Origin of the sequence: Bacillus sp. hwrm1, from assembly GCF_040207805.1 — a bacterium.
GTDB classification, from domain to species: domain Bacteria; phylum Bacillota; class Bacilli; order Bacillales; family Bacillaceae; genus Bacillus; species Bacillus velezensis.
Genome location: NZ_CP157943.1, coordinates 3,034,441 through 3,059,305 on the forward strand (window position 1 = coordinate 3,034,441; position 24,865 = coordinate 3,059,305).

At 48.2% G+C, this 24,865-nt stretch carries 24 protein-coding genes; 12 read left to right on the forward strand and 12 right to left on the reverse strand.

Features of this window, described 5'->3' with window-relative positions:
* Nucleotides 1-55 precede the first annotated feature (55 nt).
* Complete coding sequence (addA, locus tag ABK447_RS15150) at nt 56-3,760, reverse strand: helicase-exonuclease AddAB subunit AddA (RefSeq protein ID WP_094031914.1); 3,705 nt, start codon at nt 3,758-3,760, stop codon at nt 56-58.
* Nucleotides 3,747-7,247, reverse strand: a complete 3,501-nt coding sequence (gene addB, locus ABK447_RS15155; RefSeq protein WP_338816704.1) for a helicase-exonuclease AddAB subunit AddB — start codon at nt 7,245-7,247, stop codon at nt 3,747-3,749. Before addB ends, addA begins: the two co-directional genes overlap by 14 nt.
* A 140-nt stretch (nt 7,248-7,387) precedes the next feature.
* On the opposite strand from addB, the gene ABK447_RS15160 reads away from it, so the two are divergent.
* The 5 genes from ABK447_RS15160 to ABK447_RS15180 all read left to right on the forward strand — a co-directional run bounded on the left by ABK447_RS15160 (nt 7,388) and on the right by ABK447_RS15180 (nt 12,087).
* The gene (locus tag ABK447_RS15160) at nt 7,388-8,101 is read left to right on the forward strand and encodes a DUF421 domain-containing protein (RefSeq protein ID WP_349909093.1); all 714 of its coding nucleotides are present in this window, start codon (nt 7,388-7,390) and stop codon (nt 8,099-8,101) included.
* A 68-nt stretch (nt 8,102-8,169) separates the two neighbouring features.
* On the forward strand, nt 8,170-8,679 hold the full coding sequence (locus ABK447_RS15165; RefSeq protein ID WP_025284528.1) for a ferritin-like domain-containing protein: 510 nt from the start codon (nt 8,170-8,172) through the stop codon (nt 8,677-8,679).
* Between the two features lie 250 nt (nt 8,680-8,929).
* Entirely contained in the window at nt 8,930-9,550 is a 621-nt protein-coding gene (locus ABK447_RS15170; protein WP_012117247.1) for a TetR/AcrR family transcriptional regulator, read from the forward strand.
* 15 nt (nt 9,551-9,565) lie between these two features.
* Nucleotides 9,566-10,762 (forward strand): MFS transporter, encoded by a 1,197-nt coding sequence (locus ABK447_RS15175; RefSeq protein WP_007409175.1) that lies wholly within the window; start codon nt 9,566-9,568, stop codon nt 10,760-10,762.
* Nucleotides 10,763-10,929: 167 nt separating this feature from the next.
* A complete protein-coding gene (locus ABK447_RS15180) occupies nt 10,930-12,087 on the forward strand; it encodes an AbrB family transcriptional regulator (protein ID WP_020953962.1) in 1,158 nt (385 codons plus the stop codon).
* A gap of 36 nt (nt 12,088-12,123) precedes the next feature.
* Here ABK447_RS15180 and ABK447_RS15185 read toward each other — a convergent pair whose 3' ends face one another.
* The 4 genes from ABK447_RS15185 to ABK447_RS15200 all read right to left on the reverse strand — a co-directional run bounded on the left by ABK447_RS15185 (nt 12,124) and on the right by ABK447_RS15200 (nt 15,498).
* The gene (locus tag ABK447_RS15185; protein ID WP_012117244.1) at nt 12,124-12,645 is read right to left on the reverse strand and encodes a MarR family transcriptional regulator; all 522 of its coding nucleotides are present in this window, start codon (nt 12,643-12,645) and stop codon (nt 12,124-12,126) included.
* An 88-nt stretch (nt 12,646-12,733) separates the two neighbouring features.
* Nucleotides 12,734-14,212, reverse strand: a complete 1,479-nt coding sequence (locus ABK447_RS15190; RefSeq protein WP_100001356.1) for a monooxygenase — start codon at nt 14,210-14,212, stop codon at nt 12,734-12,736.
* Nucleotides 14,213-14,359: 147 nt separating this feature from the next.
* A complete protein-coding gene (lepB, locus tag ABK447_RS15195; RefSeq protein ID WP_284064820.1) occupies nt 14,360-14,875 on the reverse strand; it encodes a signal peptidase I in 516 nt (171 codons plus the stop codon).
* Nucleotides 14,872-15,498: a TVP38/TMEM64 family protein gene (locus ABK447_RS15200; protein WP_052827239.1), complete on the reverse strand. Its 627-nt coding sequence runs from the start codon at nt 15,496-15,498 to the stop codon at nt 14,872-14,874. The genes lepB and ABK447_RS15200 overlap by 4 nt, the downstream gene beginning before the upstream one ends.
* A gap of 152 nt (nt 15,499-15,650) precedes the next feature.
* Here ABK447_RS15200 and ABK447_RS15205 point away from each other — a divergent pair, with 152 nt between their 5' ends.
* The 4 genes from ABK447_RS15205 to ABK447_RS15220 all read left to right on the forward strand — a co-directional run bounded on the left by ABK447_RS15205 (nt 15,651) and on the right by ABK447_RS15220 (nt 18,156).
* A complete protein-coding gene (locus ABK447_RS15205; protein ID WP_100001354.1) occupies nt 15,651-16,010 on the forward strand; it encodes a hypothetical protein in 360 nt (119 codons plus the stop codon).
* A 120-nt stretch (nt 16,011-16,130) separates the two neighbouring features.
* Complete coding sequence (locus ABK447_RS15210) at nt 16,131-16,331, forward strand: DUF3311 domain-containing protein (protein WP_007409181.1); 201 nt, start codon at nt 16,131-16,133, stop codon at nt 16,329-16,331.
* Nucleotides 16,328-17,797 (forward strand): sodium:solute symporter, encoded by a 1,470-nt coding sequence (locus ABK447_RS15215; protein ID WP_015239531.1) that lies wholly within the window; start codon nt 16,328-16,330, stop codon nt 17,795-17,797. The genes ABK447_RS15210 and ABK447_RS15215 overlap by 4 nt, the downstream gene beginning before the upstream one ends.
* A 41-nt stretch (nt 17,798-17,838) precedes the next feature.
* Entirely contained in the window at nt 17,839-18,156 is a 318-nt protein-coding gene (locus ABK447_RS15220) for a YbjQ family protein (RefSeq protein ID WP_003155166.1), read from the forward strand.
* 31 nt (nt 18,157-18,187) lie between these two features.
* Here ABK447_RS15220 and ABK447_RS15225 read toward each other — a convergent pair whose 3' ends face one another.
* Nucleotides 18,188-18,457: an excalibur calcium-binding domain-containing protein gene (locus ABK447_RS15225; RefSeq protein ID WP_003155168.1), complete on the reverse strand. Its 270-nt coding sequence runs from the start codon at nt 18,455-18,457 to the stop codon at nt 18,188-18,190.
* 195 nt (nt 18,458-18,652) lie between these two features.
* Here ABK447_RS15225 and ABK447_RS15230 point away from each other — a divergent pair, with 195 nt between their 5' ends.
* Nucleotides 18,653-19,363, forward strand: a complete 711-nt coding sequence (locus ABK447_RS15230; protein WP_100001352.1) for a YrpD family protein — start codon at nt 18,653-18,655, stop codon at nt 19,361-19,363.
* Nucleotides 19,364-19,591: 228 nt separating this feature from the next.
* On the opposite strand, the gene ABK447_RS15235 is transcribed toward ABK447_RS15230, so the two are convergent.
* The 4 genes from ABK447_RS15235 to ABK447_RS15250 all read right to left on the reverse strand — a co-directional run bounded on the left by ABK447_RS15235 (nt 19,592) and on the right by ABK447_RS15250 (nt 21,714).
* On the reverse strand, nt 19,592-20,101 hold the full coding sequence (locus ABK447_RS15235; RefSeq protein ID WP_012117237.1) for a MepB family protein: 510 nt from the start codon (nt 20,099-20,101) through the stop codon (nt 19,592-19,594).
* A 122-nt stretch (nt 20,102-20,223) separates the two neighbouring features.
* A complete protein-coding gene (locus tag ABK447_RS15240; RefSeq protein ID WP_007409186.1) occupies nt 20,224-20,595 on the reverse strand; it encodes an iron chaperone in 372 nt (123 codons plus the stop codon).
* A 26-nt stretch (nt 20,596-20,621) separates the two neighbouring features.
* On the reverse strand, nt 20,622-20,990 hold the full coding sequence (locus ABK447_RS15245) for an iron chaperone (protein WP_012117235.1): 369 nt from the start codon (nt 20,988-20,990) through the stop codon (nt 20,622-20,624).
* A 145-nt stretch (nt 20,991-21,135) separates the two neighbouring features.
* Nucleotides 21,136-21,714 carry a competence protein ComK gene (locus ABK447_RS15250; protein ID WP_003155179.1) on the reverse strand — a complete coding sequence of 193 codons (579 nt, stop codon included), beginning with the start codon at nt 21,712-21,714 and terminating at the stop codon, nt 21,136-21,138.
* A 315-nt stretch (nt 21,715-22,029) separates the two neighbouring features.
* Here ABK447_RS15250 and ABK447_RS15255 point away from each other — a divergent pair, with 315 nt between their 5' ends.
* A complete protein-coding gene (locus tag ABK447_RS15255) occupies nt 22,030-22,263 on the forward strand; it encodes an IDEAL domain-containing protein (RefSeq protein WP_012117233.1) in 234 nt (77 codons plus the stop codon).
* A gap of 30 nt (nt 22,264-22,293) precedes the next feature.
* Here the strand turns inward: ABK447_RS15255 and ABK447_RS15260 are convergent, their stop codons facing one another.
* Nucleotides 22,294-23,151 (reverse strand): SDR family oxidoreductase, encoded by an 858-nt coding sequence (locus ABK447_RS15260; protein WP_221664047.1) that lies wholly within the window; start codon nt 23,149-23,151, stop codon nt 22,294-22,296.
* 124 nt (nt 23,152-23,275) lie between these two features.
* On the opposite strand from ABK447_RS15260, the gene ABK447_RS15265 reads away from it, so the two are divergent.
* A complete protein-coding gene (locus tag ABK447_RS15265; RefSeq protein ID WP_191974063.1) occupies nt 23,276-24,799 on the forward strand; it encodes an FAD-dependent oxidoreductase in 1,524 nt (507 codons plus the stop codon).
* The last annotated feature ends 66 nt before the right edge of the window (nt 24,800-24,865 follow it).

A 24,865-nucleotide genomic window follows, 5' to 3' on the forward strand; every position in this document is an offset into this window, starting at 1 on the left:
ACCTCACTTTTTGATAGAAAAAAAGATCCGCTCCAAAAAGGAGCTTCGGATCTTGTTACAGTGTAAGAACGTGACCTCCATCGAAAAAATAGAGCGCACGCCCTTTCACTTTCGTTTTTGTAATTTGTTCAACCGCTTTTGTATACAATTCGATTTGTGTTTCATACCTTTTTTGCAGAATCGGAGCCGCGCCTTCAAATCCGTTCCGGAATTTCCCCTCTATCCGATCTGTTTTATAGTCCAGCAAATAGAGACCGTCCGCAGTTTCGTAGAGGCAGTCAATAATCCCCTGCACGAGCAGCGGTTCACCGGCCGTTTCGGCATCCTTGTACACCTCGCCGGCCGGAAGCGCCATACTGAACGGCACTTCCCGGTCAATCCGCAGCGCCCTGAGAAGGTCTTTCCCGATTTCAGTTCCGAAAAACTGAACAATTTCTTCTATATCAATAGCTTCCTGCTGTTCTTCTGTCAGCAGCTCTTTTTCGTAAAGCATCCGGACCGTCCGCTCCGCTTCTTCGGCAGTCGGAACGTGCGTCAGCGGTATGTGCTGCATCACCGTATGCATCGCCGTCCCTTTTTCGGCGGCTGTCAGCCCTTTTTTCATCATAAAACCGGGACGCCTGTATAAAAGCGTGTCTCCTGACGGTTTGATGAGAGAGCGGCCGCTGTATTCATCCTCGTATTCTTGCTTTCTCTTCAGCTCAGAAACTGACTGCTTCGTTCTGATAGCCGTCAGCTCTCGGTACGGATATTCCCATTCAAGCAGACGGCGCGCCTGATCATCAAATGAAAACGAATCAGGAATCGGCTCACCCTGCTGAATCGCTTTGAGACGTTTGCTCTTTTCTTCAGCACGCTCTTTTGGATTCTCTTCCAGCAATTCACTTTGCTGAAGCATCCGGATGTGAAAACGCGACGGGTCGCGCGCGATATCCTCAGATGAGGAAAGTCCCGGCGTCCTGTGCGCCTCCATGTCACGGTGGCGGATGAGCGCCGGCCCGATAAAGTCCAAATAAGATGACGCCTGATAGCGGTCGAATTCAGAAAGAAGCCAATCGGCCCGGTCTGCTTGCGCCTGCCATTTGGCCAGCTGTTTTTCCCGGTTTTTGCAGGAACCGACGAGAAACAGCTTTTCCTTCGCTCTGGTCAGCGCCACATACAATACGCGCAATTCTTCGGATAAGAGCTCTCTGCGCATCTTTTTCTTCATCGCCACAAGCGGAAGAGTCGGATAGCTGATTCTGAGTTCCGGATGAATATACTTCGTGCCGAAACCGAGCTCTTTATCAAGCAGGTATGATTTGTTGAGATCCATCATATTAAAACTTCTGCCGAGTCCGGCGGTGAAAACGACGGGAAATTCAAGTCCTTTGCTGCTGTGGATCGTCATCAGCCGAACGACATCCTCCTGCTCGCTGAGCGCCCGGGCCGTCCCCAGATCATCGCCGCGCTCCTGCATCCGTTCAATGAACCGCAAAAAGCGGAATAACCCGCGGAACGCCGTCGCTTCGTACGAGCGCGCCCGGTCATACAAGACGCGCAGATTGGCCTGGCGCTGCTTTCCGCCGGGCATGCCGCCTGCATAGTCAAAATATCCGGTATCGCGGTATACTTCCCAAATCAGCTCAGACACCGAATGATTCGTCGAAAATGACCGCCACTTTTGCAGACTGTCATAAAAGGTTCTCAGTTTTTGATACAGTTCATCATGTCTGTCAGCGTTCGCTATATATGCTTTCAGCGCTTCATAAAACGGCGCTTTTTTCTTTTCAAGGCGTATCAGCGCAAGTTCATTTTCGTCACATCCGACAATGGGCGAGCGCAGCACGGAAGCAAGCGGAATATCCTGATACGGATTATCAATCACCTTCAAGACTGAAAGCGCCGCAGCCACCTCCACGGCTTCAAAGTAACCCGACGTCAAATTGGCGTACACCGGAATGCCCTGGTTTTTCAGCTCTTCCATTAATTGCGGCGCCCACGGCATGGAGCGCAGCAAAATTACGATATCCCGGTACTGGATATTCCGGTGTGTTTTTGTTTTGCCGTCATATACCTTAAACGGAGATGAGACAAGCTTTCGGATCTCCCCGGCTATCGCTTTCGCTTCCCAGTGCACGGTTTCAAAGTCTTCGGCATCCTCGGAGCTGTCTGCGCTATCAGCGCTGTCAATGAGCAGCAGTTCCGTTTTTGCCGCGTCATTCGGCGGATACGATGCGCCGAGCTTCAATGCCGCCTGTTCATCGTAGTCCACTTCGCCGATTTTTCCGCCCATCAGCTGCTTAAACAAGAAATTCGTACTGTCCAAAATATCGGAGCGGCTGCGGAAATTTTGGTTCAGGTCAATTTTCTGCCCCGCGCCTTCCCCGCTTTCTGTAAACCTTTTATATTTCCCGAGAAACAGCAGCGGCTCAGCAAGTCTGAAACGGTAGATCGATTGTTTGACGTCGCCTACCATAAACAGATTTCCCGCCTCTTCATTCCCGCTTTTAACAAGCTGCAGGATAGACTCCTGCACAAGGTTCGTATCTTGATATTCATCAACCAGAACTTCATGGAACTGGTCTTGATAATAAACTGCCGCTTCGCTCGGCACCCGCCGGCCTTCTTCATCAGCCGCAGTTAAAATCGCCAGGCAGTAATGTTCCAAATCTGAGAAATCAATAATTGATTTTTCTTGTTTCGCCGCTTCAAATCGTTTTCCGTACGATATCACGAGCTGAACGAGCGTTTCGATGACAGACTTCATATCTGCTAAACTCTTTAAGTGATCTTGCGGACTTCTTGTAAAGTAATCATTCTTTAACTTTTCGATCAGTTTCTTCGCGCCGTTTCGCAAATCGGTCGCTTCGTCCAAAAGCGCTTTGTCAAATTCATCACCCTTTACCGCCTTCGCCCGCTTAAATGAGACTGCGGGAACCCGTTCATACAGCGCATCGAAGTCATGCCGGCAGCTGATCAGCTCTTCTATCTGCTGAAGGTCATCCAGAAAATTATCAGCGCGCGGGGCCGGCCCGCCGGGCGCTTTTGTCAGTTCAAGCGCCTTTTCAAGCTTTTGTTTTGCCCCGAAGAGCGCCATTTCAGCATCTTCTCTCACATACTGGTAAAACGGAAGCTCTTCCATTTTGCTTTCTTCCGTCACGTCATACAGGCGGACAAAGCTTTGCAGCCACGCTTCCGGGTCAGGATGCGACCGGGAATACTCGTACACCCGTTTGACAAGGTCTTGAAGATCCAGATCATGCCTGTCTGTCGTATATCTGTCCGCAAGCTCAAAAAACGCCTGATTCCCTTTTGCGTATTCATCTTCAAACAGCTCATCAAGCACTTCGTCTCCGAGCAATTCGCCTTCCGTCTGGTCAGCCATCCGAAAACCGGGGTCAAGATCAATCATATAATAATATTTTTTAAGCACTTGCAGGCAGAAAGAGTGAAGCGTCGAAATGCTCGCCCGATTTAATAGAGAGAGCTGCCGTCTGATATGCAGAGATCCCGGATTTTTGGCGAGCTCTTTTTCTAATGCTTCCGCGATCCGATGCTTCATCTCCGCTGCTGAGGCGTTTGTAAAGGTCACCACAAGGAGCCTGTCAACATCAACCGGATCTTCCTCCGCGGTTATCTTTCTGATCATCCGTTCCACGAGCACGGCCGTTTTACCTGATCCGGCTGCGGCAGCGACCAGAATATCGCGCCCGGAAGAAACGATGGCGCTCCATTGGTCATCCGTCCATATGCTGTCTTTCGGTTTAGGAATTTGCATCATCATCCGCCTCCTTCTTCAGCCAATCCAGTATGGTGCCGTCTTTTTCCGCTTTCAGGCTGCGGTATTCATTTTCCTTAAGCGACTCATCAAACTGGCACACCGATTGAAACGCACAGTACGTACAAGGCGTCTTATCTTTCAGCTTATACGGGGTAATGGACACAAGCCCGTCCGTTATCGCTTCGCCCGCCTGTTCAAATGTCCGCCGCACATGGTCTGTCAGCAGATGAAAATCCCGTTCGCTGACCGCGGCTGAGTCGGATCTTAAAGAACCGTCCTTTTTCAAACCGGCATTGACGATATTTGAACGCCCTTCCTCCAAAGTCGTGTCCATCAGGCTGATCGCCTCCCGGTCACCGAGGAGAAGGCCTTTCATTTTAAATTTCTTAAAAATTTCCTGCTCGATTTCATCAAGCCCCATCGGCAGACTGGCCTGAATCATCGGATCATGAATATGGAAATACAAAACGCCTGCCGGGGTCGCTTTCATACCGAGCCAATCTTCGGAATGTGTAATCGATAAGTCAAGATATGTGAGCATTTGCAGAGCGAGCCCGTAATACACCTCAGCCAGATCAAGCCCCCTGTCGCTTGATTTATAATCAACGATTCTCAGCAGCAGGCCTTTTGAACTTTCCGCTTTATCCACGCGGTCGATCCGTCCGACGAGTTCCATCGTACAGCCGTTTTTCAGCGTGAAAGTGAGCGGAGGCAGCGGCCCGCTTCCGCCGAAACCGAGTTCAAGACCGACCGGGACGAAACCGCTCGCCTTCGCATGCTCGCTTAATATGCCAGAAACACGCGTGACGATCTTCTGCAGTTTTTCCTTCACATAAAAGTGTCTGTTTGAGCTGAGCAGAATCTCTTTTTGCAGCTTTGGCGCAAGCCGTTCCACCGCTTCATAGGAGAAATTCCGGCACTGATCTTTCGTCAGATCGCGCCATTCCAGCTTCTGCTCACGAAGCCGGTCTGAAATCAGCTTCAGGCTGGAGTGAAACAGCTGGCCGATATCCGGCGCGTCCAGCTTGAAAAACTGCCGCTCTTTTAATTGAAGCCCGTGAGATGCAAAATGAGAGAACTGGCAGGCATTAAACGCCTCCATCCGGGAGACGCTTCCTTTAATATGCTCGCCGTAAAGCTGGCGCGAAACAGGCCGTTCAAGACGCTTCGCCTCATTGCGGAAAAACAAGCTTGAAAACAGCTTTTTCGCACGCCGGTGATCAGGCTCTTTCATCAGCACATTGTATGCGCTCCACCATACGTCACTGATCTCGTACTCTCTTGTCCACAGCCTGAGCTGGCTTGCCGTATATGTCTGAGCCGCCTGTTTATTGACGAGATACTGAAGCTGCTCTTCTTCGCTTACCTGCTCGGGATCAGCCGCTGACAGCTTTTCCTGATGATCGGGAAACAGCTCGCCAAGCCTGTTTACAACGATTGACGGCAGGAGCGTTTTTCCTTCCGCATCGGCAATCGGGTATGACACATAAAGACGGTCAGACGGACTTGACAGCGCCATATAGATGAGAAAATGCTCATCAAGCAGCCGCTCACGCCCCGCGGAAGACAGCTCCACTCCGACTGCTTTCAGCCACTCCCGGTCATCATCAGACAGCACGCCGTTTTCATCCGGGCGCGCCGGAAGAACGCCGTCATTGGCCCCGATGACGAATGTGCAGGACGTGCCGTACATTCTTGAGAGATCCATATTCCCTACAAATACTTGGTCAAGCGCGGGAGGAATTAAAGAAAAATGAAGCGATTCCGTTCCCGTTTCAAGCATTTGCTGGAACAGCGCCAAAGATATTTCATCTTCACCCATCATGCCGGCAAACTCCTCGAGAAGCTGGATAACGGCATCCCACGCCTGGCCGTGCTGCTGCGCTTCGATCATGTTTCCGTCCTCTTCGGCCCGCTGCCTTTTCCGGTCCAGCTTCAGGGGAACATCGGTATCTTCCAAAAAGAGATAAAGAGCCTCCGCCATGCTTTGAACCGTTTTCGCCTTTTTCATCCGGTTTTGAAGCCGGACAAGGGGCGCGGCCATCCACTCTCTCGTCTCATTCAGCATGTGTTCCATCTCTATTTCCTGATCCGTCTGCGCGAAATCCTCATCGAGCGATACGAAGCGCCTGTATACAAACCGCTCGCCGCTCGTCCAGCGCTCCCCTTTAATGCCGTAGGCGATACAGTAATTTTCAAGCTGATCAACCTGCTCCCTTATTTTCTGCTCCGGCTGATCAAGCGGGAATAACAGTTCGGTTTTCGCACAGCGGAACACCGCTTCATATCTCCAGTTCCCCTTCACAACATCCAGGCTTGAACGGATGAATTCAATAAGCGGGTGATGCTGCATAGAAGCTTTTCCGTCAATAAAATAAGGAAGCCCGTAATCGGCAAACACTTCCTTCAGCAAATCTTTATAATCTTCCGGCCGACGGATGAGAATCGCCATATCTTTGTACCGGTATCCTCCGTCCCGGACAAGCGATTGAATTTCCCGGGCAATACCTTCAAGCTCAGCTCTTCTGTTTTGCGCCTGCATGACGGTAAAAGCTTCCTGTCCGCCGGTATACGCCGCGGCGGGACGCACATCGTACTGCGACTCTATGCAGGCAAGCTCCGGCACATGCCGATGCCGCTTCGTGCCATGCAGTTCCTTGCAGGAAATATCGGCATTCAATTCCTTTGCCGTCTGATAAAGCTTATAGTATGTGCTTCCCGTCATTCTGAACAGATCGAGCTCATCCGGTGCCTGTTCCGCCGAAGGGCTGTCCGCCGTCAGCGAGAATGTGACATGTTCAGCATGCATGATCAGCTGCTCCAGCACCCTTAATTCCTGCGGCGTAAATTGATAGAATCCGTCGACGTAAACACAGGCGCCTTTTACAGCGTCCGCCAAAGGAATCTGCTGAGCGAGCAGCGTCAAATAGTCCTCTGAATGCAAATAGTGTCCGGCGAGGCTTCTTTCCATCTGCTGATATAAAATGCCTAAATCATGAAGTTTTTCAGACAGCATCCGCTCTCCGCGATATTCTGACGCCGTTCCGCTTTCCGCCATGCGGCGGACGTCTTCAGGCTCAATACAGTACCGCTTAAACTCTGTCAGCATCCGTTCCACCTGCTCAGTGAATCCGGCTTTGTCACTCGCTTTTTGATACACTTTAAAATCTTGCTTATGTTCTTCAATCAGTTTCCTTAAAAGCATCTGCACACCCGTCGTCGTCACAAACGGGCGGTTCATGCCCCCGGTATGTTGAAGCACGCGCCACGCCAAACGCGAAAAACTGAACACTTGAGCGCGTATCATGCCGCCGATATCCGGCGTTTTAGCAAGCTCATATTCCATTAAAAACGTCATTTGATCCGGGACTAGAAAAATGATCGGTTTCCCGAACGACTCCCGGCGCAGTTCATCTTGAATGCTGTCGATAATCAGCCTCGTTTTCCCACTCCCCGATCTGCCTACTAAAAACTCAACACCCAAATTAGAAGACCCCTCTCTTTTTATCTTTCTACATTTTATCGAAAGTTGACGAAAATGACCAATCTCATCTGCTGGTAAAAACGGGATGACTGTTTTAAACATATCGTTTTTGACCAAATTAAAGAAAAAAAGGATTAAATATGATGTCAGAATATCCCGAAGTGATTGTGCGAACGATTCTGTCGTTCAGCATTCTGTTTATCGGCGCCCGGATACTCGGAAAACAAACCATTTCACAGATGACGCTTTTTGATTTCATTGCGGCCATCTCGCTCGGCGCCATCACGGCAAATCTGTCGTTTAATACAAAACTGCCGATTCATTTTACTGTCAGTGCTTACACGATTTTCGTGGTCATCATTTATCTTGTCGCATATCTTTCTATGAAAAACAGAACCGCCAGGGGTTTCTTTGCGGGCAAACCGACCATTATCATTCAAAACGGAAAAATACTTGAGCATAATATGAAAACGATGCGCTATACCATCGACTACTTGAACCAGCAGCTTCGTGAAAATGATGTATTTGACATTTCTCAGGTTCAGACTGCCATCATTGAAACAAACGGCAGCATGTCAGTGGAGGTCAAACCGGAATTCGCGCCCGTTACAAGACAGGATCTCGGCATCTTTGCCGGACATGAAAAGAACTTTGCCGTTGAGCTGATTATGGACGGCCGGCTGGTGATGAAGAATCTGGAAGAAAACCACGTATCGGAAAAATGGCTGAGAGAAGAATTGGACAAGAGAAACCTCAAACCGGAAGACGTCGTATACGCTGTGCGCGGAAGCAACGGCCGGCTTTTTGTCGACACATACGACGACCATATTACATCGCCGCTAGATCAAGAATAAACATGACATCCGCACATGTCACGGGCTGCCGCCGTATAATACCCTATAAACATCCGGGGGTGAGTCCAATGCACGAGAATTTTTTTCATTATACAGCCATCTGCAGTGACGATTCTGTGCTTATCAAGGATCTGGTAAAATCCATAAACGGTGAATACAGCGCTGTGATTTGCTACTCAATATTAGCCGAAAAAGCGCCGACCGCAGAAATCAGAAGACGAATCGAACATATCAGAGAGGAAGAAGTGCGCCACCTGCACGCTTTCTCTTCACTGTATACGTCAATTACCGGAAAACAGTTGATGCCGAAACAGACGGAGCATTGTCCGCACACATACAGAGAAGGACTGAGGGCGGCGTTTTATGATGAGCAGAAAACGAATGATTTTTATTTGCAGGCATCCGATAGAGCGGTGCATCCGGAAGCGAAGCGGTTATTTGCCCGCACGGCATTTGACGAACAGCGTCATGCCGTCTGGTTTTTATACGATATGGCCCACTCTCCTTCCCACCATACAGGGGGAACGGTATCAAACGCGCCGAACACAAGCTACACCGAGGTGAATACCGGCAAATAACGGTTCAGGCAGATCACGCTCCCCCGCCGGGAGTCTTCAGACCGCTGACAAACCCCGTTCTTTCAACATGAGAGAATGGGGTTTACTTTTCGAGCCGTTTTATACTCCCTCTAAACAGTGGATACCTTCTTCATTGTATAATCAGCAAAAACCCTTTATAATAAAATAAACCAACTGGTCGGTTTTAAACGAACCGAGCCCCGCTTTGCCGGGACAACGATATGAATGAGGCGGAAAGGATCTGTGTGAAGTGACAAATACAAAAGGCGGTGCCGGAAAGAGCGAAAAGACGAAGAACAGGCTCGTATCCGCTTCGCGTGACTTATTTGCAAAAAAAGGATATTCAGAAACATCGATTCGGGATATTTTAGAGGCGGCCGAAATCAGTAAAGGCAATCTATATCACCATTTTAAAGGAAAAGAGTTTCTGTTTCTTCATATCATGGAAGAGGATCACCGCGTGATGATCGAGACGTGGAGGGAAATGGAAGCTGATCTGAAAGATGCTGCCGAAAAACTGGCGGGCTTTGCGGAGCTGCTCAGCCGGATGAGCATCAATTACCCGCTTATGAGAGCAAGTGAAGAGTTTTATGCGAGTGCGTTTACGTCAGAGGAGGTCGTAAAGCGGCTCAACAAAATTGATATTGAATATGACGATGTGATGAGAGAGATCTTAGAAGAGGGGAATCAAGACGGCAGCTGGTCCATTCATCATGTCGAATCAAAAGTAAAAATCCTGCTATCCGTCTTCTACGGTTTAGATGTGTTATATAAAAACGATACCATTCAGCAAAGAATCGAATTGCAAAAAGAAGCCATCTCCGTGTTTATTCACGGGTCGATCAGCGCTGATAAACAGAATGACAGCTGACAAAGGAGAAACAACATGCAAAAACCGATCAGAGAACAAAAGGCTGTACTCATCATCTTATTAAGCAATATATTTATTGCGTTTTTAGGCATCGGATTGATCATTCCCGTTATGCCGCTGTTTATGAATGTGATGCACTTGACGGGCAGCACAATGGGATACCTTGTCGCTGCCTTCGCCGTTGCGCAATTAATTGCATCCCCCATTGCGGGGAGATGGGTTGACCGCTTCGGCAGAAAAATCATGATTCTCGCCGGACTGTTTTTATTCGCATTATCCGAACTGACCTTCGGATTGGGCACACATGTCTCCATTTTATATTTCGCAAGGGTGCTGGGGGGCATCAGTGCCGCTTTTATCATGCCCGCTGTTACAGCGTATGTCGCAGATATTACGACGGTGCAGGAAAGATCGAAGGCGATGGGCTATGTATCTGCCGCCATCAGCACAGGGTTTATCATCGGGCCCGGCATAGGAGGATTTATTGCCGATCACGGCGTTCGTATGCCGTTTTTCTTTGCGGCGGGAATTGCATTTATCGCAGTGATTTCCTCTGTCTTTATGCTGAAAGAGCCGTTAACTAAAGAAGAACGCGCAAAGCAGCTGGAAAGCGTCAAAGAATCAACTTTCTTAAAAGATTTGAAAAAGTCGATTCATCCAAACTACTTGATCGCCTTTATCATCGTTTTTGTTTTGGCATTCGGACTGTCGGCGTACGAAACGGTATTCAGCTTATTTACAAACCATAAATTCGGCTTCACGCCAAAGGATATCGCCATTATTATTACGTTCAGCTCCATTGTGGCGGTCCTCATTCAAGTACTCGCGTTCGGAAGACTTGTCAACTTCCTTGGGGAGAAAAAAGTCATTCAGCTTTGTCTGATCATCGGCGCCGTGCTGGCTTTCGTTTCTACGGTGATGTCAGGATTTTTGCCCGTGCTCGCTGTCACCTGCATCATTTTCCTTGCGTTTGATTTACTGCGCCCGGCACTGACTACTTATTTATCGAAAATCGCAGGAAATCAGCAGGGGTTTGTTGCCGGTATGAACTCAACATACACGAGTTTGGGCACCATTTTCGGCCCGGCTCTGGGCGGTATTTTATTTGATATGAATATTCACTTCCCGTTTCTGTTCGCAGGTGTGGTTTTATTTCTCGGTCTGGGATTGACCTTTGTGTGGAAAGGAAAAGCGGGCGAGGTTTCGGAGTAGGGTGCACTCACCCATCTCCGGAGCTTTTTTTGCGTTTGCGATAAGAAAAATGAGTGGATTATGAGAAATAATTCATTATTTATTTATCTCAAAATCTATACTATAGTAATAGTAAGGTTAACGAGCTTAACAATTTAATATGAATGTTTCAGGAAGAAGGGTTTTCATTGAAGAAAGACAAACATCTCCTTACGGATATCTGGTTTATTCTCATCAGTGCGGCAGGGGGGTTTCTTCTTTCGCTTACAGGGATGTCGATCGCCTGGATGCTCGGAACGCTGGCCGCCGGCTGCATCCTCTCCATGACGAGGCCCCGCTGGCTGTTCATGGCGCCTGACAGAAGAGGGATTCACCGCAGATGGCTTGCAGCGGGACAAATGATCCTCGGCATCGAACTCGGCCAGAAACTGAACCTGTCCGTTCTGTCGGTTTTACGGGAGCATTGGCTTCCGGTAGGCTTCATGCTGATTTTCTCTATCGTGATGGCGCTTGTTTCCGGATATGTGCTCTTTCGGTTCAGCCGGACGGACATGATGACAAGCTTTGTAGGCACGGCGCCGGGCGGTTTATCCGCCATGCCCGGTATCGCCCAGGAAGTCGGCGCAAACACCGCGATTGTAAGCCTTATTCAGCTGACGCGCGTCCTTTTGGTCGTCATGACAATACCGTTTCTCGTCATTTTCTTATTTACCAAACAAAACGGTGCAGCTCAGACATCAGCCGGAGCCGTTTCGGCAGGAGCTTTACATCCGGGCCTTACTCCCGTCTTGTTAACGGCCGGATTTATTTTGGCTGCCTGGCTTGCAAGCAAAGGCGCAAAACGGCTGAAATTTCCCGCCCCTTGGCTGCTCGGCAGCATGATCGGCGTTGCTGCTGCGGAAATCGGCGTGTCCGCCTTGGCGGGCAAAGACATGCTGGCCTGGTGGCCGCCGGAAGCGAACCAGCTGTCACAAATTTTTCTCGGCGCCACAATCGGATCAAAAATGTACAAAAGCATGTTCACCGGCGTGACGAGAGTGCTGACCGTCGGATTTATTTCTTCCGTCGGATTAATCGCCGCCATGATTCTGAGCGCGATTGCGGTTTCTAAATTAACGGGCATCTCCATGATTACATCTGTTCTCGCCTTTTCTCCCGGCGGGATCGCCGAGATGGCGGCGACTTCGATCACCCTGCACGAAGACTCGACTTTCGTCGTCGCGGTTCAGGTCATCCGGATCGTTCTCGTCATCGCCATGCTTCCGCCCTTCTATCGGCTGCTGCACCACCTTTCTCAGCTGAAACGGGCACACGGCGAGAGAGGCCGGGCAGAAAGAGGAACATGATCCGAATAAAAAAACACGCATTCATATGCGTGTTTTTTATTTGAACAGCTCTCCGCCGCCATTTACAGACCGCCAGTTTGCTGAAAGATCACGGAACAGCCGTTCAGCAAATAACAGTTCTTCATCTGTATAGCGGTCTAAAAACGCCAAGAGCCGCTTTTTTATCAATTCATGATATTCATGATGAAGGGAATGCAGCTCTTTCCCGGCAGGAGTCAGCCGGAAATAGACTTCTTTTTTATTGTCGCTCAGCCGGGTCCTGCGCAGAAAGCCGGCTTCCAAAAACTTCGCGCAGCTTCTCGACACGGTCGGCTTTGTCGTCTTCATTTTTTCCGCTATTGACGTGACATTGATCGGTTCATGATCTCCGATACACGACAAAATGTGAATTTCCGTCAAGGTCAGCTGTAATTTTTTCCCGTTTTCTTCACGGAGTTCGTCCATCCGTCCGGCCAACGACGCCCTGATGTCCTCCTGACACCTCTCCTGCTCGTGAAAAATATCTGTCAGCCCTTCAAGAATCATGTGTTTTGCATGGTCTGGCTGTCTTCTGTCCAACTGCTGAATCACCCTTCCGTATTGATTGTTTCTTTTACTATAACGTTTTGTTACACAAGAAACAATCACACAGGCGCATAAAAGGGTATCAGATGAATCCCCATCTCTCCAAACCGGCCAGAACAGCTTCTTCCGCTTCACGTCCCGAGCCGCCGGCTGCCCATGCCGCGTGGCCGTCCGGCCGGATTAAAACGGTGTGGACGTCATCCCAATCGGCACGTGTTTCAGCAAGCTCCGCACTGACAGCTGCCACGCTGTCCGTATCAATACCGGCATGAATGCTCCCTCTTAATGATAAAAGCACAAAGGCGCCCTTATGAAGAAAATCATACAGCCGGGCCGGCCGCCCGTCATGAAGGGTCAATTCGATATCCGGCAGGCGTTTTCCGTTCAGGATATGCGGCGGCAGCTCCGCATCCGGTTCATAATGCAGATCAAGCGCGGATACTTTTCCCGCCAATAAACGGTTGGACTCCTGAAAATCCAGCAAAGCGGTCATCGTTTCTCTTAAAGCCATCCCCGACTCGGTAAAATCCATGAGCTTTATCTGGGTTTTTATATTGTGCAACACTTCTTTTCCTATGCTGTGCCTTTCCTGATGATAGCTGTCCAGAAGATAAGGCGCCGCTTTCCCCTTCATTTGCGCCGCCAGCTTCCAGCCGAGGTTGAAGGCATCCTGAAGCCCCGTGTTCAGCCCTTGGCCGCCTGCGGGAAAATGAATGTGCGCCGCATCACCGGCCACAAAAACCCGGCCTGATCGGTATTGTTCGGCCTGACGCTCGGCATTGCCGAACCGCGACATCCATACCGGATCACTCAATCCGAAATCAGTGCCGCATATCCGCCGCAGGTCTTCTTTCAGCTCATTTTCGGTGACCGGCTCTTCCTTCCGCTTTTGCGGAGCGTGCGGAGAAACGATGAGGACGCGGAAAAGTCCGTCCGTAAGAGGGACAATCACAACCGATCCCTCCAGGCGGCACGTTGAAAAAAAGGAAGATTCGGGCGGATGTTTCAAAGCGGCATCACAGAGGGTTCCTGTTAAGTCGGCATCAGTGCCCGAAAAAGCGATGCCCGCCTGTTTCCTGACAATGCTCCCCGCTCCGTCTGTACCCGCGGCATATAAGCTGTGAAGAGTGCGGATCCCGCTTTCGTCCCGGAACACCGTCTCCACTCCGTCATCCGTCTGGGTGACAGCCACCGCTTCCGCCCCGCGGATGATGTCTGCGCCGAGACTTGATGCATACTCCTCCAAAATCCGCTCCGTTTCTGCCTGAGGCAGCATTAACGAATAATTCTGCTTCGTATCCAGCCGAGAAAAATCCAGCCGTGTATCCAGCATGGAAAAATGGCCGGAAGACACCTTCGTCCCTTTTTCCAAAAAGCGTTCCAATATGCCTCTCATGGCAAAAAGCTCAAGTGTGCGCGGATGCATGATAAGCGCTTTGGAATATGGCACCGTCTTTTTCAATCGTTCAATAACAGTCGTTTTCACTCCGGCCAGCGCCAGTTCTGATGCAAGCATAAGCCCGACCGGACCTCCCCCGATAATGGCAGCCTGTGTTTTCATCTCATCAGCCCTCTTTCATATTTTTTGTTACACGAGTAACAAAATCACCAAAAAATAAAACGCCTCCTTTTTGTTTCGCGCGTAACAATTTTCATTATAGTCTTCCCTCTGCTTTTTTACAATCATTTCCGAAAAAAAAGACGCCGTTTACTTGGCGTCTGATTCACTGATGACTCCGACAATGTCTTTATCCTTAATCGGACCGAAATGACGGCTGTCGAGGCTGTATATGCGGTTGTCGCCAATAACAAAGTATTGTCCCTTCGGTATGCTTTTGCGCCCGGTCGTTTCCTTCAGCGTATAATCACCGGTCACATGGCTCCCGACGGACAATGATGACTTTAACGGTTTTAAAAACGGTTCCGCCACCCGTTTTCCATTCACATACAGCTGATCCTCCCTGTATGCGATTGACTCGCCGGGGAGCCCGATGACACGTTTGATCAGCACTTTGCGGTGCGGGCCTTTGAACAGGACAATATCGAAACGGCGGATCGTTTTGTAACGATGGGAAAACTTGTTGACCATCAGCTCATTTCCTTGTTTAAAGGTCGGATTCATGCTGATTCCTTCGACTTTATAATCAATAAAAATGGCATTCTTTAATTGTATGGCCAAAACAACGATAAGCACGCCGGCTATAAACCAAAATCGTTTTTTCAAGATTCCTGTCTCCCTCCGTCTTTCTCATGCTGACTGATTCTCGTCTGTAAACGCCGTTCGATATGCTTTCCGGCATACCACAGCACCGCGATCACCATTATGGCGCCCGCCATCCTGAAAGGCTGTGTCATGAGTGCGTGTAGATCATATCCGATAAAGCTGATCATAAAAATCATGACCATTTTCCCCATAGCGGCTGCTGAAATAAACTGCAGCGCCCCCACCCGTGACAGACCGGCAACGATATGAACCGCAGCGGACGGCGTAAAGGGGAAGCAAAGTAAAATAAACAGCGGACCGAAACCGTGCCGCTCAACCCAGAGCATCATCCGCCTTATGGTCTGATGCCTGCGGATGAAACCGAAAGCTCTTTTCTGTCCGAAACGGCGGACGGCATAAAACATCAGCATCGATCCTGCCGCAGACCCGAGCCATGACAGAAAAAAACCTTCCCACAAACCAAATGCATTCGTATTCGCCACCACAAATACAACGAGCGGCAAAAACGGAAGAAACGCTTCAATAAAAGGCAGTGCAGCCGCAGCCGCCGGGCCGAAAGCTCTATAGCTTTGGAACCATTCCGTCAGCTGTTCCTCAGTCAAATATGATAAAAATTGCTCCAACGTTTATACTCCTTAACGAGTTTGTCTATCCTTATTCTACACATTATCTCCAAAAAACGAAAATGTTTACGAGATTTTCCGACTTGAAATATCGTGTAAGCGAGTATAAAATAAGAACAAACGTTCTCTTTTTTAAGAAAGAAGGAGTATTTATGCCTGACATCCGGAGCGGCACCCGCGATCTCATCGAAAAAGGGCTGTTTCTGCCCATGGCGGCTGCCATCCTGAACCGGGACCTCGAAGCGCTTGATTCGTGCCAGTTCAAATTAAAACAACCCTATAAACAGCTTATCAGCTGCTCTTTAAAATTAGCACAAAAGGATTTGAGTGATGTTCGAAAAGAGTTAAGAAAGCGTAAAATTAAAATATACGAAGCGGAAAGAGACGAAGCATTTACGCTTTATATATGCACCATTAACGGCTATGAAGAAAAACACCGTTATTTCAACCCGAGAATACGGGAACAGGTAACCGCCTTATTAGAATATTACCTGTCTCTTGCGACCATTTAAAAAGCAGCCGGGACTGCTTTTCCTTTTCAGCTGATAAATTTCAGACTATTCACACTATACATTCGACATGATTTTCTTTATAATCGGGACACGCTGTTTTCAATGAAAAGGAGGAATGTTATGAAACTGATTCATGTTCTCGCCGCCCTGCCCTTTTTCGGAATTCTCGCCGGCATTCCATTTGCCAACCGGGTGACGCCTTATGTTTTCGGAATGCCTTTCATTCTCGCGTATGTCGTCATCTGGGCGGTGCTGACTTCCGTTCTGATGGCCGCCGTTTACAAATTGGACAAAGAAAACAAGGCGGGTGAGGCGGAATGAACGCAGCATTTCCCGTAATGGCCGCCGTGCTCCTGTTTTGTGTATATCTCGGAATCCGGGCCCGAAAAGGAAAACATATGGACCTTGAACAATGGACGGTGGGCGGACGCGGCTTCGGCACGATGTTTGTCTTTTTATTAATGGCGGGAGAAATATACACGACCTTTACATTCCTCGGCGGAAGCGGATGGGCTTACGGAAAAGGAGGCCCCGCCTTTTATATTATCGCGTACGGCTGCCTTGCCTACATTTTGTCATATTGGCTTCTGCCAGCCGTGTGGACTTACGCCAAACAACACAAACTGATGTCGCAATCAGATTTTTTTATTTCAAAATACAACAGCCCGCTCCTCGGCATTCTCGTATCGCTCGTCGGCATCGCATCCCTCATCCCCTATCTCGTCCTGCAGCTGAAAGGGCTCGGATTAATTGTTTCAGCAACGTCATACGGACAGATTCCGCCCTCAGCCGCTGTCTGGATCGGCGCTGTCTCCATCACGATTTATGTGATGATATCAGGAATCCACGGTTCAGCGTGGATATCAGTCGTTAAAGATATCATGATTTTAGGCATCGTCCTGTATTTAGGCATTTATCTGCCCATTCATTACTATGGCGGATTTACGGAGATGTTCAAACAAATTGACGCCGCAAAACCCGGTTTTCTCACGCTGCCGGAAACCGGACAGAGCGTTTCCTGGTTCAGCTCAACGGTTTTGCTGACCGCCCTCGGCTTTTATATGTGGCCCCATACATTTGCCGCTTCCTATTCGGCGGAGCATCCGCGGGTGTTTCGGAAAAACGCGATCATCATGCCTCTTTATCAGCTCGTCCTGCTGTTTGTCATCTTTACCGGATTTGCGGCGATTCTGCAGGTGCCCGGTTTAAAAGGGACGGACACGGATCTCGCCTTATTAAAGCTGTCTGTGAAAACCTTTGATCCCTGGTTTGTCGGACTGATCGGATCGGCGGGGATTCTGACGGCGCTTGTACCCGGTTCAATGATATTAATGGCCTCAAGCACGCTGTTCGCCAAAAATGTGTACAAAGCCATTCTGCCCGGCACGACTGACGAAAAAGTCTCACGGCTCGCAAAATACGCCGTACCCGTCATCGCGCTGATATCCGTATATTTTACGCTGAAAGGCGGAAATACCATCGTCACCTTGCTTTTAATGGGCTACAGCCTTGTCACCCAGCTTTTCCCCGCCCTCTTATTCAGCCTGCCGAAGCGGCGTTTCATCACAAGCCACGGCGCTTTTGCCGGCATAACGGCCGGGGTCGGAACGGTGGCCTTCATTACGCTGACCGAATCAACCATCGGAACCCTCTTTCCGTTTCTTCCGCAGATCGTTAAGGATATGAATACAGGCATCATCGCACTGGTTCTGAACATTGCCGTCATGTTTGCAGTCAGCGCCGCAGTCAGAAAAAAACAAATCAGCGCAGCCGAAAAGGCGGCTTAAATGGTAAGATAGCGGTAAGATACACGAAAGGGGAAAAACGCATGATCATGACAACGACCGAAACCGTTGCCGGAAAACAGATTACGGAAGTGAAAGGCTTGGTGACAAGCAGTATCGTCCAGTCCAGACACATCGGCAAAGACTTGCTTGCAGGCTTAAAATCTGTCGTCGGCGGCGAATTGAAAAGCTATACTGAAATGCTGGAAGACTCCAAAAAAGCGGTGAAAGAGCGGCTGATCAGAGAGGCGGAGCAGCTCGGAGCGAACGCCATCGTCGGCCTGCGGTTCGAACTGACCGCAGGACAGAACACATCCGAATTAATCGGATACGGAACCGCCGTCACCGCCGAATCCATTTAAAAAACAAACCTCTTTAAAGAGGCTTGTTTTTTTATTTCTCACATGCGATATAGTCTTTATCTCGGTCAAGTCTTTTATTTGCATTGTAAAGCGCTTTTGATACATACGGCTTGTACTTTGTTCTGCCGCCCTTGTTTTTCACTTTCGACGATTTGGCCACGCCGCCCTTATACACCTTATTCAGCGCCTTGCAGTTTTGATACGTTTTCACCTTTGTTTTCGCTTCTGCCGTCTGCCCCGCTCCGTATGAACATCCGAACACAAGACCGAAAGACAAAAGCACAGCTGCCGTCTTTTTCATCTCTATCCTATCCCCTCTCCTGAGTTATGCGGTATTGCTGAACATATCATAGTTCAAATAATCTCCATTTACAAGATAAATAGGAAAATAGTTTTAATTTACGTCCGACTGTATATCTTTTATGGAATTTTTCCCAAAACCTTTTATAATATGAATTGATAGCGCGATCTGACTATGATGATAGGAGGAGAAATGATGATGAAAAAAGGGCTTTTTGCGGGTGTGCTCACTACAGCCGTTCTATTCGGCACATGTACGGCGGAAATTCCGGGGTTGATCAATCCCAATACGGCGGAAGCGGCGTCCCAGCTCAGCAAAGGAATCGGAGGAAGGGCCTACCTGAACAGCACAGGCTCAGTTCTCGTCACGAAAATTCAGCTTCCAAGCTCGATTCAGGTGTCAAATGGGACAGCCTATATTTACTCAGGATTTACCGGAGGCACAGAGGCTGATATCGGGCTTCAGTACAGTGACACCTATCATGTATGGAAACCGATCATGAAAGTCGGTTCAAAGGGACAAGGCCAGGTCCGGTATCTGGAAGGAGAAAGCCAATTCACCTATACGAAAGGCTTCCGGCCCGGCAGCACCGTACAGCTGACCATCTACAAAAATCTGAACGGCAATACCCGCGCCACATACTGGGGCACGAATAATGACGGATACACCGGCCGCATCATCTCAGAACTCGCCCAAACAAATGTAGGCTCTGTCTCAAAATGGAAAGCGCTCGCCACCGTCGCGGTCACATCAGAGGATCAGCGCCCTTACATCAAATCAAACTTCTCAACAGCCTTTACGAACATCACGATTGACAATAAAGCAGTCACACCTGTGATTGATACACAGGATTTTGCCAAATTGACAGTGTCAGGCAGCAGCGTCAGCATGTCTGTCGTCAAATAAAGAATGTTGAACGCACGATTTCTGTCATCGTGCGTTTCGTGAGGGTCAGCCGGATACGCAAATCCCTTATTTTTCGGATTACGTTTAATAAACAAACTCTGTTACATTCAAAATGTCGATTTCTATATAACAATTAGAGGAACCTCATTTGTTGAGGTTCCCCGTTATTCTCCAACTCACGCACCAGTTAACTTCACATACTGTCAGCCGGCTCAGGGCTGTCCAATTTTAGTTAGAATATAGCTTTAACAGGTCTTGTGCTGGAAAACGATCTGCATCGTTTGCCTCAACAAAATATGCCAACTGCCATTTTTGTGTTTCGATAGCTTGTTTGCTAGTGGGATTTTCCCATTCAGGGTAAACTCTAATTGCCATTTTTCCTTTTGTAGCGGCTGTTTTAAGGATATTTTGCTTTACAAGAACTTCTTTTGGAAAAACAAATTGTCCAAAATGATTATTACTGGCAAAAGTATTGATAACCAATAAATCAGCAGCTTTTTCATATGAAAAGGCTTGGTTTTTACCATCTCCATCTTTTTCCCAAAAAGCAACAAACTGTCCTATCTTGTTAGGCGTTATTTTTGCGACTCTGAATCGAACTGATTTTGAATGCAGTTGAAACATACCGGCCCCATACTCTGAGTTTTGAGCTTCTTCTTGAATATCATGTATCGTTAAGTGATTTGGTTCATAAAAAATTTTATTTACATATGTTAACGCCTTATAAAATTCATTCACTGCTTCGTACTCCTTATTTTTTATAGTACGTCATCCATTGCTTCTTGATTAAAATGGGCTGATCATGTGTTTCCAATAAAAAAACAGCCCTCCTCAGGGTTGTTTTTTTAACATTTCTTTCATTATTTCCGCCAAAATGCTGAGCAGTCCGCCTTATCCTGAATATTGAATTGAATCATGCGTTCAAGCAGCTCATAATGCACCGGTTCAGTCCATAGAATTCTGAACAAACGGGAAGTAGCGCTGTAGCCGGCATGGGCAATGTCGTCGGCAAAATGCGCAATTCCAGCTTCTTCGGGGGAAACACTTACATGATGCTTTGCCGCCGCAAAGCCGATAATAAAGGTGCCGTGATCGGTAAACATCGGCGTGTTCCACTTGATCTGCGCTTCTAAGTTCGGAAATTGGCCAGCCGTCCACGACAGGATTTCCTCCATTCGCAGACGATGATCAGGGCTGTCGATACTTGATAAATAGTCTTTGAAAACGTCCATGTCTTCCTCCTTCAACATCACGTCCGCTAGCGCCAAAACCCCGGATTTTCAGCTTTTTCCTTGATGTTAAATTCGATGATCTTCTTAAGCAGATCATAGTGCACCGGATCAGTCCATCGAATTCGGAACAGGCGCGAAGAAGCGCTGTACCCGGCTTGAGCGATGTCATCGGCAAAATGCTCCATCGTCTCTTTTTCAGGTAAAATGCTCAAATGATTTTTTGCCGCGGCAAACATAATGATATAGGTGCCGTGATCGGTAAATGTCGGTTTGTTCCACTTGATCTGCGCTTCTAAGTTCGGAAATTGGCCAGCCGTCCACGACAAAATTTCCTCTGCTTTGAGACGGTGATCCGGGTTATCGATTCCTGATACATATTTTGCAAACACATCCATGCCCATCTCTCCTAAAATGAAATATCATTACTCTTTACATCATCATAGCCAACAGACGGACACGATACAACTCTGGCCGGGCATGTAAATCGAAAAAAGCCCTCCCCAAAAGGAGAGGGCCCGTCCCTTCACATCACAGCTTTCTCTAATATCTCTCCCCCAGCTCCCGCAAAATAAAGTCGTAGATCATTCTTGTCCGCTCTTCTTTCGGATACAGCATGAATTCCTGCCGCTTCGGGATATGACTGCCCATCCTGTCCTGAAAAGTGGTTCTGAGATAGGCGGTTCTGTAAACCTGATTTTCAAAAGAATGATAGGATACTTCCAGTTCCATCGTTTTGCCGTTTGAGAACGTGACAGCTGTGTCATCAAATGCCGTCGGTTGAAAATCTTTAACGTGCACATGAGATATCCAGCCGCATTGAGGCCTTGCAGAAGAAAGTGTAGGGAATAAAAAGATGTGATTTGAAGGGTCCACCATAATCGGCGGCTTGTGAGAAATTTTAATCGCTTCATATGTTCCCGCTTTTCTCCCGGCATAGCTGGAGCCAAAGTAGCGGCAGCTTCTGTCGATGATGTGAATCGGCTTCATGCTGACATACAGAATGCAGTCTTTTTCAATGACCTTCGACCCCATTTTACCGTCTATTTCCTCAGGCAAAACAGCGATGGTTGAACGATTTACTTCATAGCTTTCTAAGGGTGCGTGTGTTTTCTGGCACATAATGTGCAGCCTCCAATCCTTTTCTTGAAAATTTATACTAATAATCTATCATCTGTCATTGGAAAACGACAGGTTTTTTTTGAATATAGCTAAAAATCACCTTTTAAAGATGTAATTTAGTCTTAAATTACTATTTAAATATTGTTTTTCTTTTTCGTTTCACCTCATTTATACGATGATCATTTTCGTTTTTTCGTCAATTTGCAGGATATGTCGATATATTTCCAAGTATTAGTTGTCTAAAGATTATAAAAATTAATTGATTTTTCCGGCCGTTATCCATATACTATAAAAAAGGCATTGGGGGGATTCTTTATGAAAGAGAAAAAGTCGTACACTGAGCTCATGAAGTCCCGCAACACGCAAATAGCAAACGAATTCGATGTGACAATGGCCGATATTTACATTCAAATGGTGCTTGATGAATCCTTGTATAAACGCCGGCTCGCCATGCTGACCATGCAGATTAATAAGGCGCTTGATGATAAAAATAAAGAAGCGTTCCTCACGCTTTCAAAAGAATATGCAGCACTTAAACAGAGTGAATAAGCCAATCCATATGGATTGGCTTTTTTTACATTATCCGTTTACGATGGTGCCGCCGTTCACATGAATCGTCTGTCCCGTGACATAGGAAGAATCATCGCTTGCTAAGTACAAATAGCTCGGCGCCACTTCAACAGGCTCTCCCGGGCGCTGCATCGCCACGTCTGAGCCGAAGACTTCCACTTCCTTCGCCGAGAAGCTCGCCGGGATCAGCGGCGTCCAGATCGGCCCCGGCGCCACTGCGTTTACCCTGATGCCCTGAGTGACAAGAGATTGGGAAAGAGATCTTGTAAACGTGACGATCGCCCCTTTTGTCGCTGAATAGTCAATCAATGTTTTGTGGCCTTTATAGGCGGTAATAGAGGCCGTATTAATGATTGAACTTCCTTTTTTCAGGTGAGGGAGCGCGGCTTTCGTTAAGTAAAACATTGAAAAAATATTCGTCTGAAACGTTCTGATGAGCTGGTGGCTCGTGATTTTCTCAATCCCCGGCTGCACGTGCTGCTCACCTGCGTTGTTGACCAGGATGTCAATGGAAGGAAAGGCTTGGCCCGCCTGGCGGATGACATCGTTGCAAAAGGCTTCGTCGCCGACATCCCCTGCAATCAGCAGACACTTCGCCCCCTCTTTTTCTACATATTGCTTCGTCTCTTCGGCATCCTGATGCTCATCAAAGTAAACGATGACCACATTAGCGCCTTCCTTCGCGAATAAAACGGATACGGCGCGGCCGATCCCGCTGTCTCCGCCCGTGATGATCGCCGTTTTCCCTTCAAGTTTTTTCGCCGCTTTCGGTTTGTCAAAAACGGGGCGCGGGTCCATTACATATTCAAAGCCCGGCTGCCGGTTTTGATGCTGCGGCGGCAAGGTTTTCTTCTTCTGGTTAGCCATTTTGATCACTCCTTTACATTAATTACTATATTATGAGTAATTTGAGCATCTTATACGAATTTCATGTATGAATAGAGTCTTATTGGAAAAATTAAGAATATACAACAGAGGAGGTAAATCTGAATTGACTACTTTTTCAAACGAGGAACCGGCTTCCTATTGGAAAGCAACAGCTGACATTCCTTCCTTTCCCGCCCTCACTGAAGATACGGAATGTGACGTTGCGGTTATCGGCGGAGGAATTACGGGCCTGACAACGGCATACGAACTGACGAAAAGAGGTTTCCGTGTCGCTGTCATTGAAGCAGACCGGATTTTAAACGGGACGACCGCGGGCACGACCGCAAAAATCACCGCCCAGCATGATTTCATCTATGCCGATCTTATTCAGCAGATCGGCCTGACCAGCGCAAGGCTGTATTTCGAAGCCCATCTCCGCGCCATGGAAGACATGAAGCAGATCATCAGAGACCTTTCGATTGACTGCAGACTGATTGAACAAGACGCATATCTTTACACGAATACAGAATCAGGCGTCAAAAAAATGCGCAGTGAGCAGGAAGCTTATACCAAGCTCGGTATTGAACACGAGCTTGTGAAAGAACTTCCCGTCCCCGTTGATTGCAGGCTCGGTCTCGCCATGAAGAATCAGGCGCAATTCCATCCGCTTTTATATGGTGCGGCGCTCGTCAAAGAGATCGTTAAAAACGGGGCGCGGATTTTTGAACAGACGGCTGCGATCGACATAAAAAAAGAACCGCAGCCGGAAGTGGTCACGAAAAACAGACACGGCATCAAGTGCAGCTATATTGTCTGCTCTTCCCACTTTCCTTTTTATGACGGAGGCGGGCTTTACGCCGCCAGAATGTATGCCAGCAGATCCTACGTACTCGCGGTAAAACCGAAACAAGCGTATCCGGACGGGATGTATCTCAGCATAGACAAGCCGTCCAGATCACTGCGATACACCGATTTGAACGGTGAAAAACTGGTTCTTGTCGGCGGCGAAAGCCACAAAACAGGCCAGGGAAAAGAAATGTCCGAGCATTACGAAGCGCTGAAACAATTTGCGGAAGACACAATCGGGGTTGAAAGCATCCCATATCATTGGTCTGCACAAGACCTTGTCACCATTGACAAAATTCCGTTCATCGGTCCCATCTCAGGAGATGAAGAACATATTTTGGCGGCGACCGGTTTTAAAAAATGGGGCATGACAAGCTCAGCGCTCGCCGCGAAGCTTTTTGCTGATCATATTCAAAACAAAAAGAACCCGTTTTCCGGCCTGTTTATTCCGTCACGCTTCCACGCAGATCCGGGACTGAAAAAACTGATTTCCTATAATGCCGACGTGGCCAAACACCTTATCTCGGGCAAACTTGAGAGGCCGGACGCTTCACCTGAGACTCTTCGGCCCGGGGAGGGAAAAATCGTAACGGTAAACGGCAAACGGGCCGGCGCCTATAAAGATGAAAAAGGCTGTCTGCATCTTGTCGATACGACATGCACCCATTTGGGCTGTGAGGTCGAATGGAATGACGGCGAACGGACGTGGGACTGTCCTTGTCACGGGTCCCGGTTCACACCCGACGGCGGGGTTGCCGAAGGTCCCGCCATCAAGCCGCTGAAGCGCCTCAGCCAAGATTAACTAAACCATTCTGTTCGAATGGTTTTATTTTTTTGCATTAAAATATTTTTATCAGATTCCTTCATT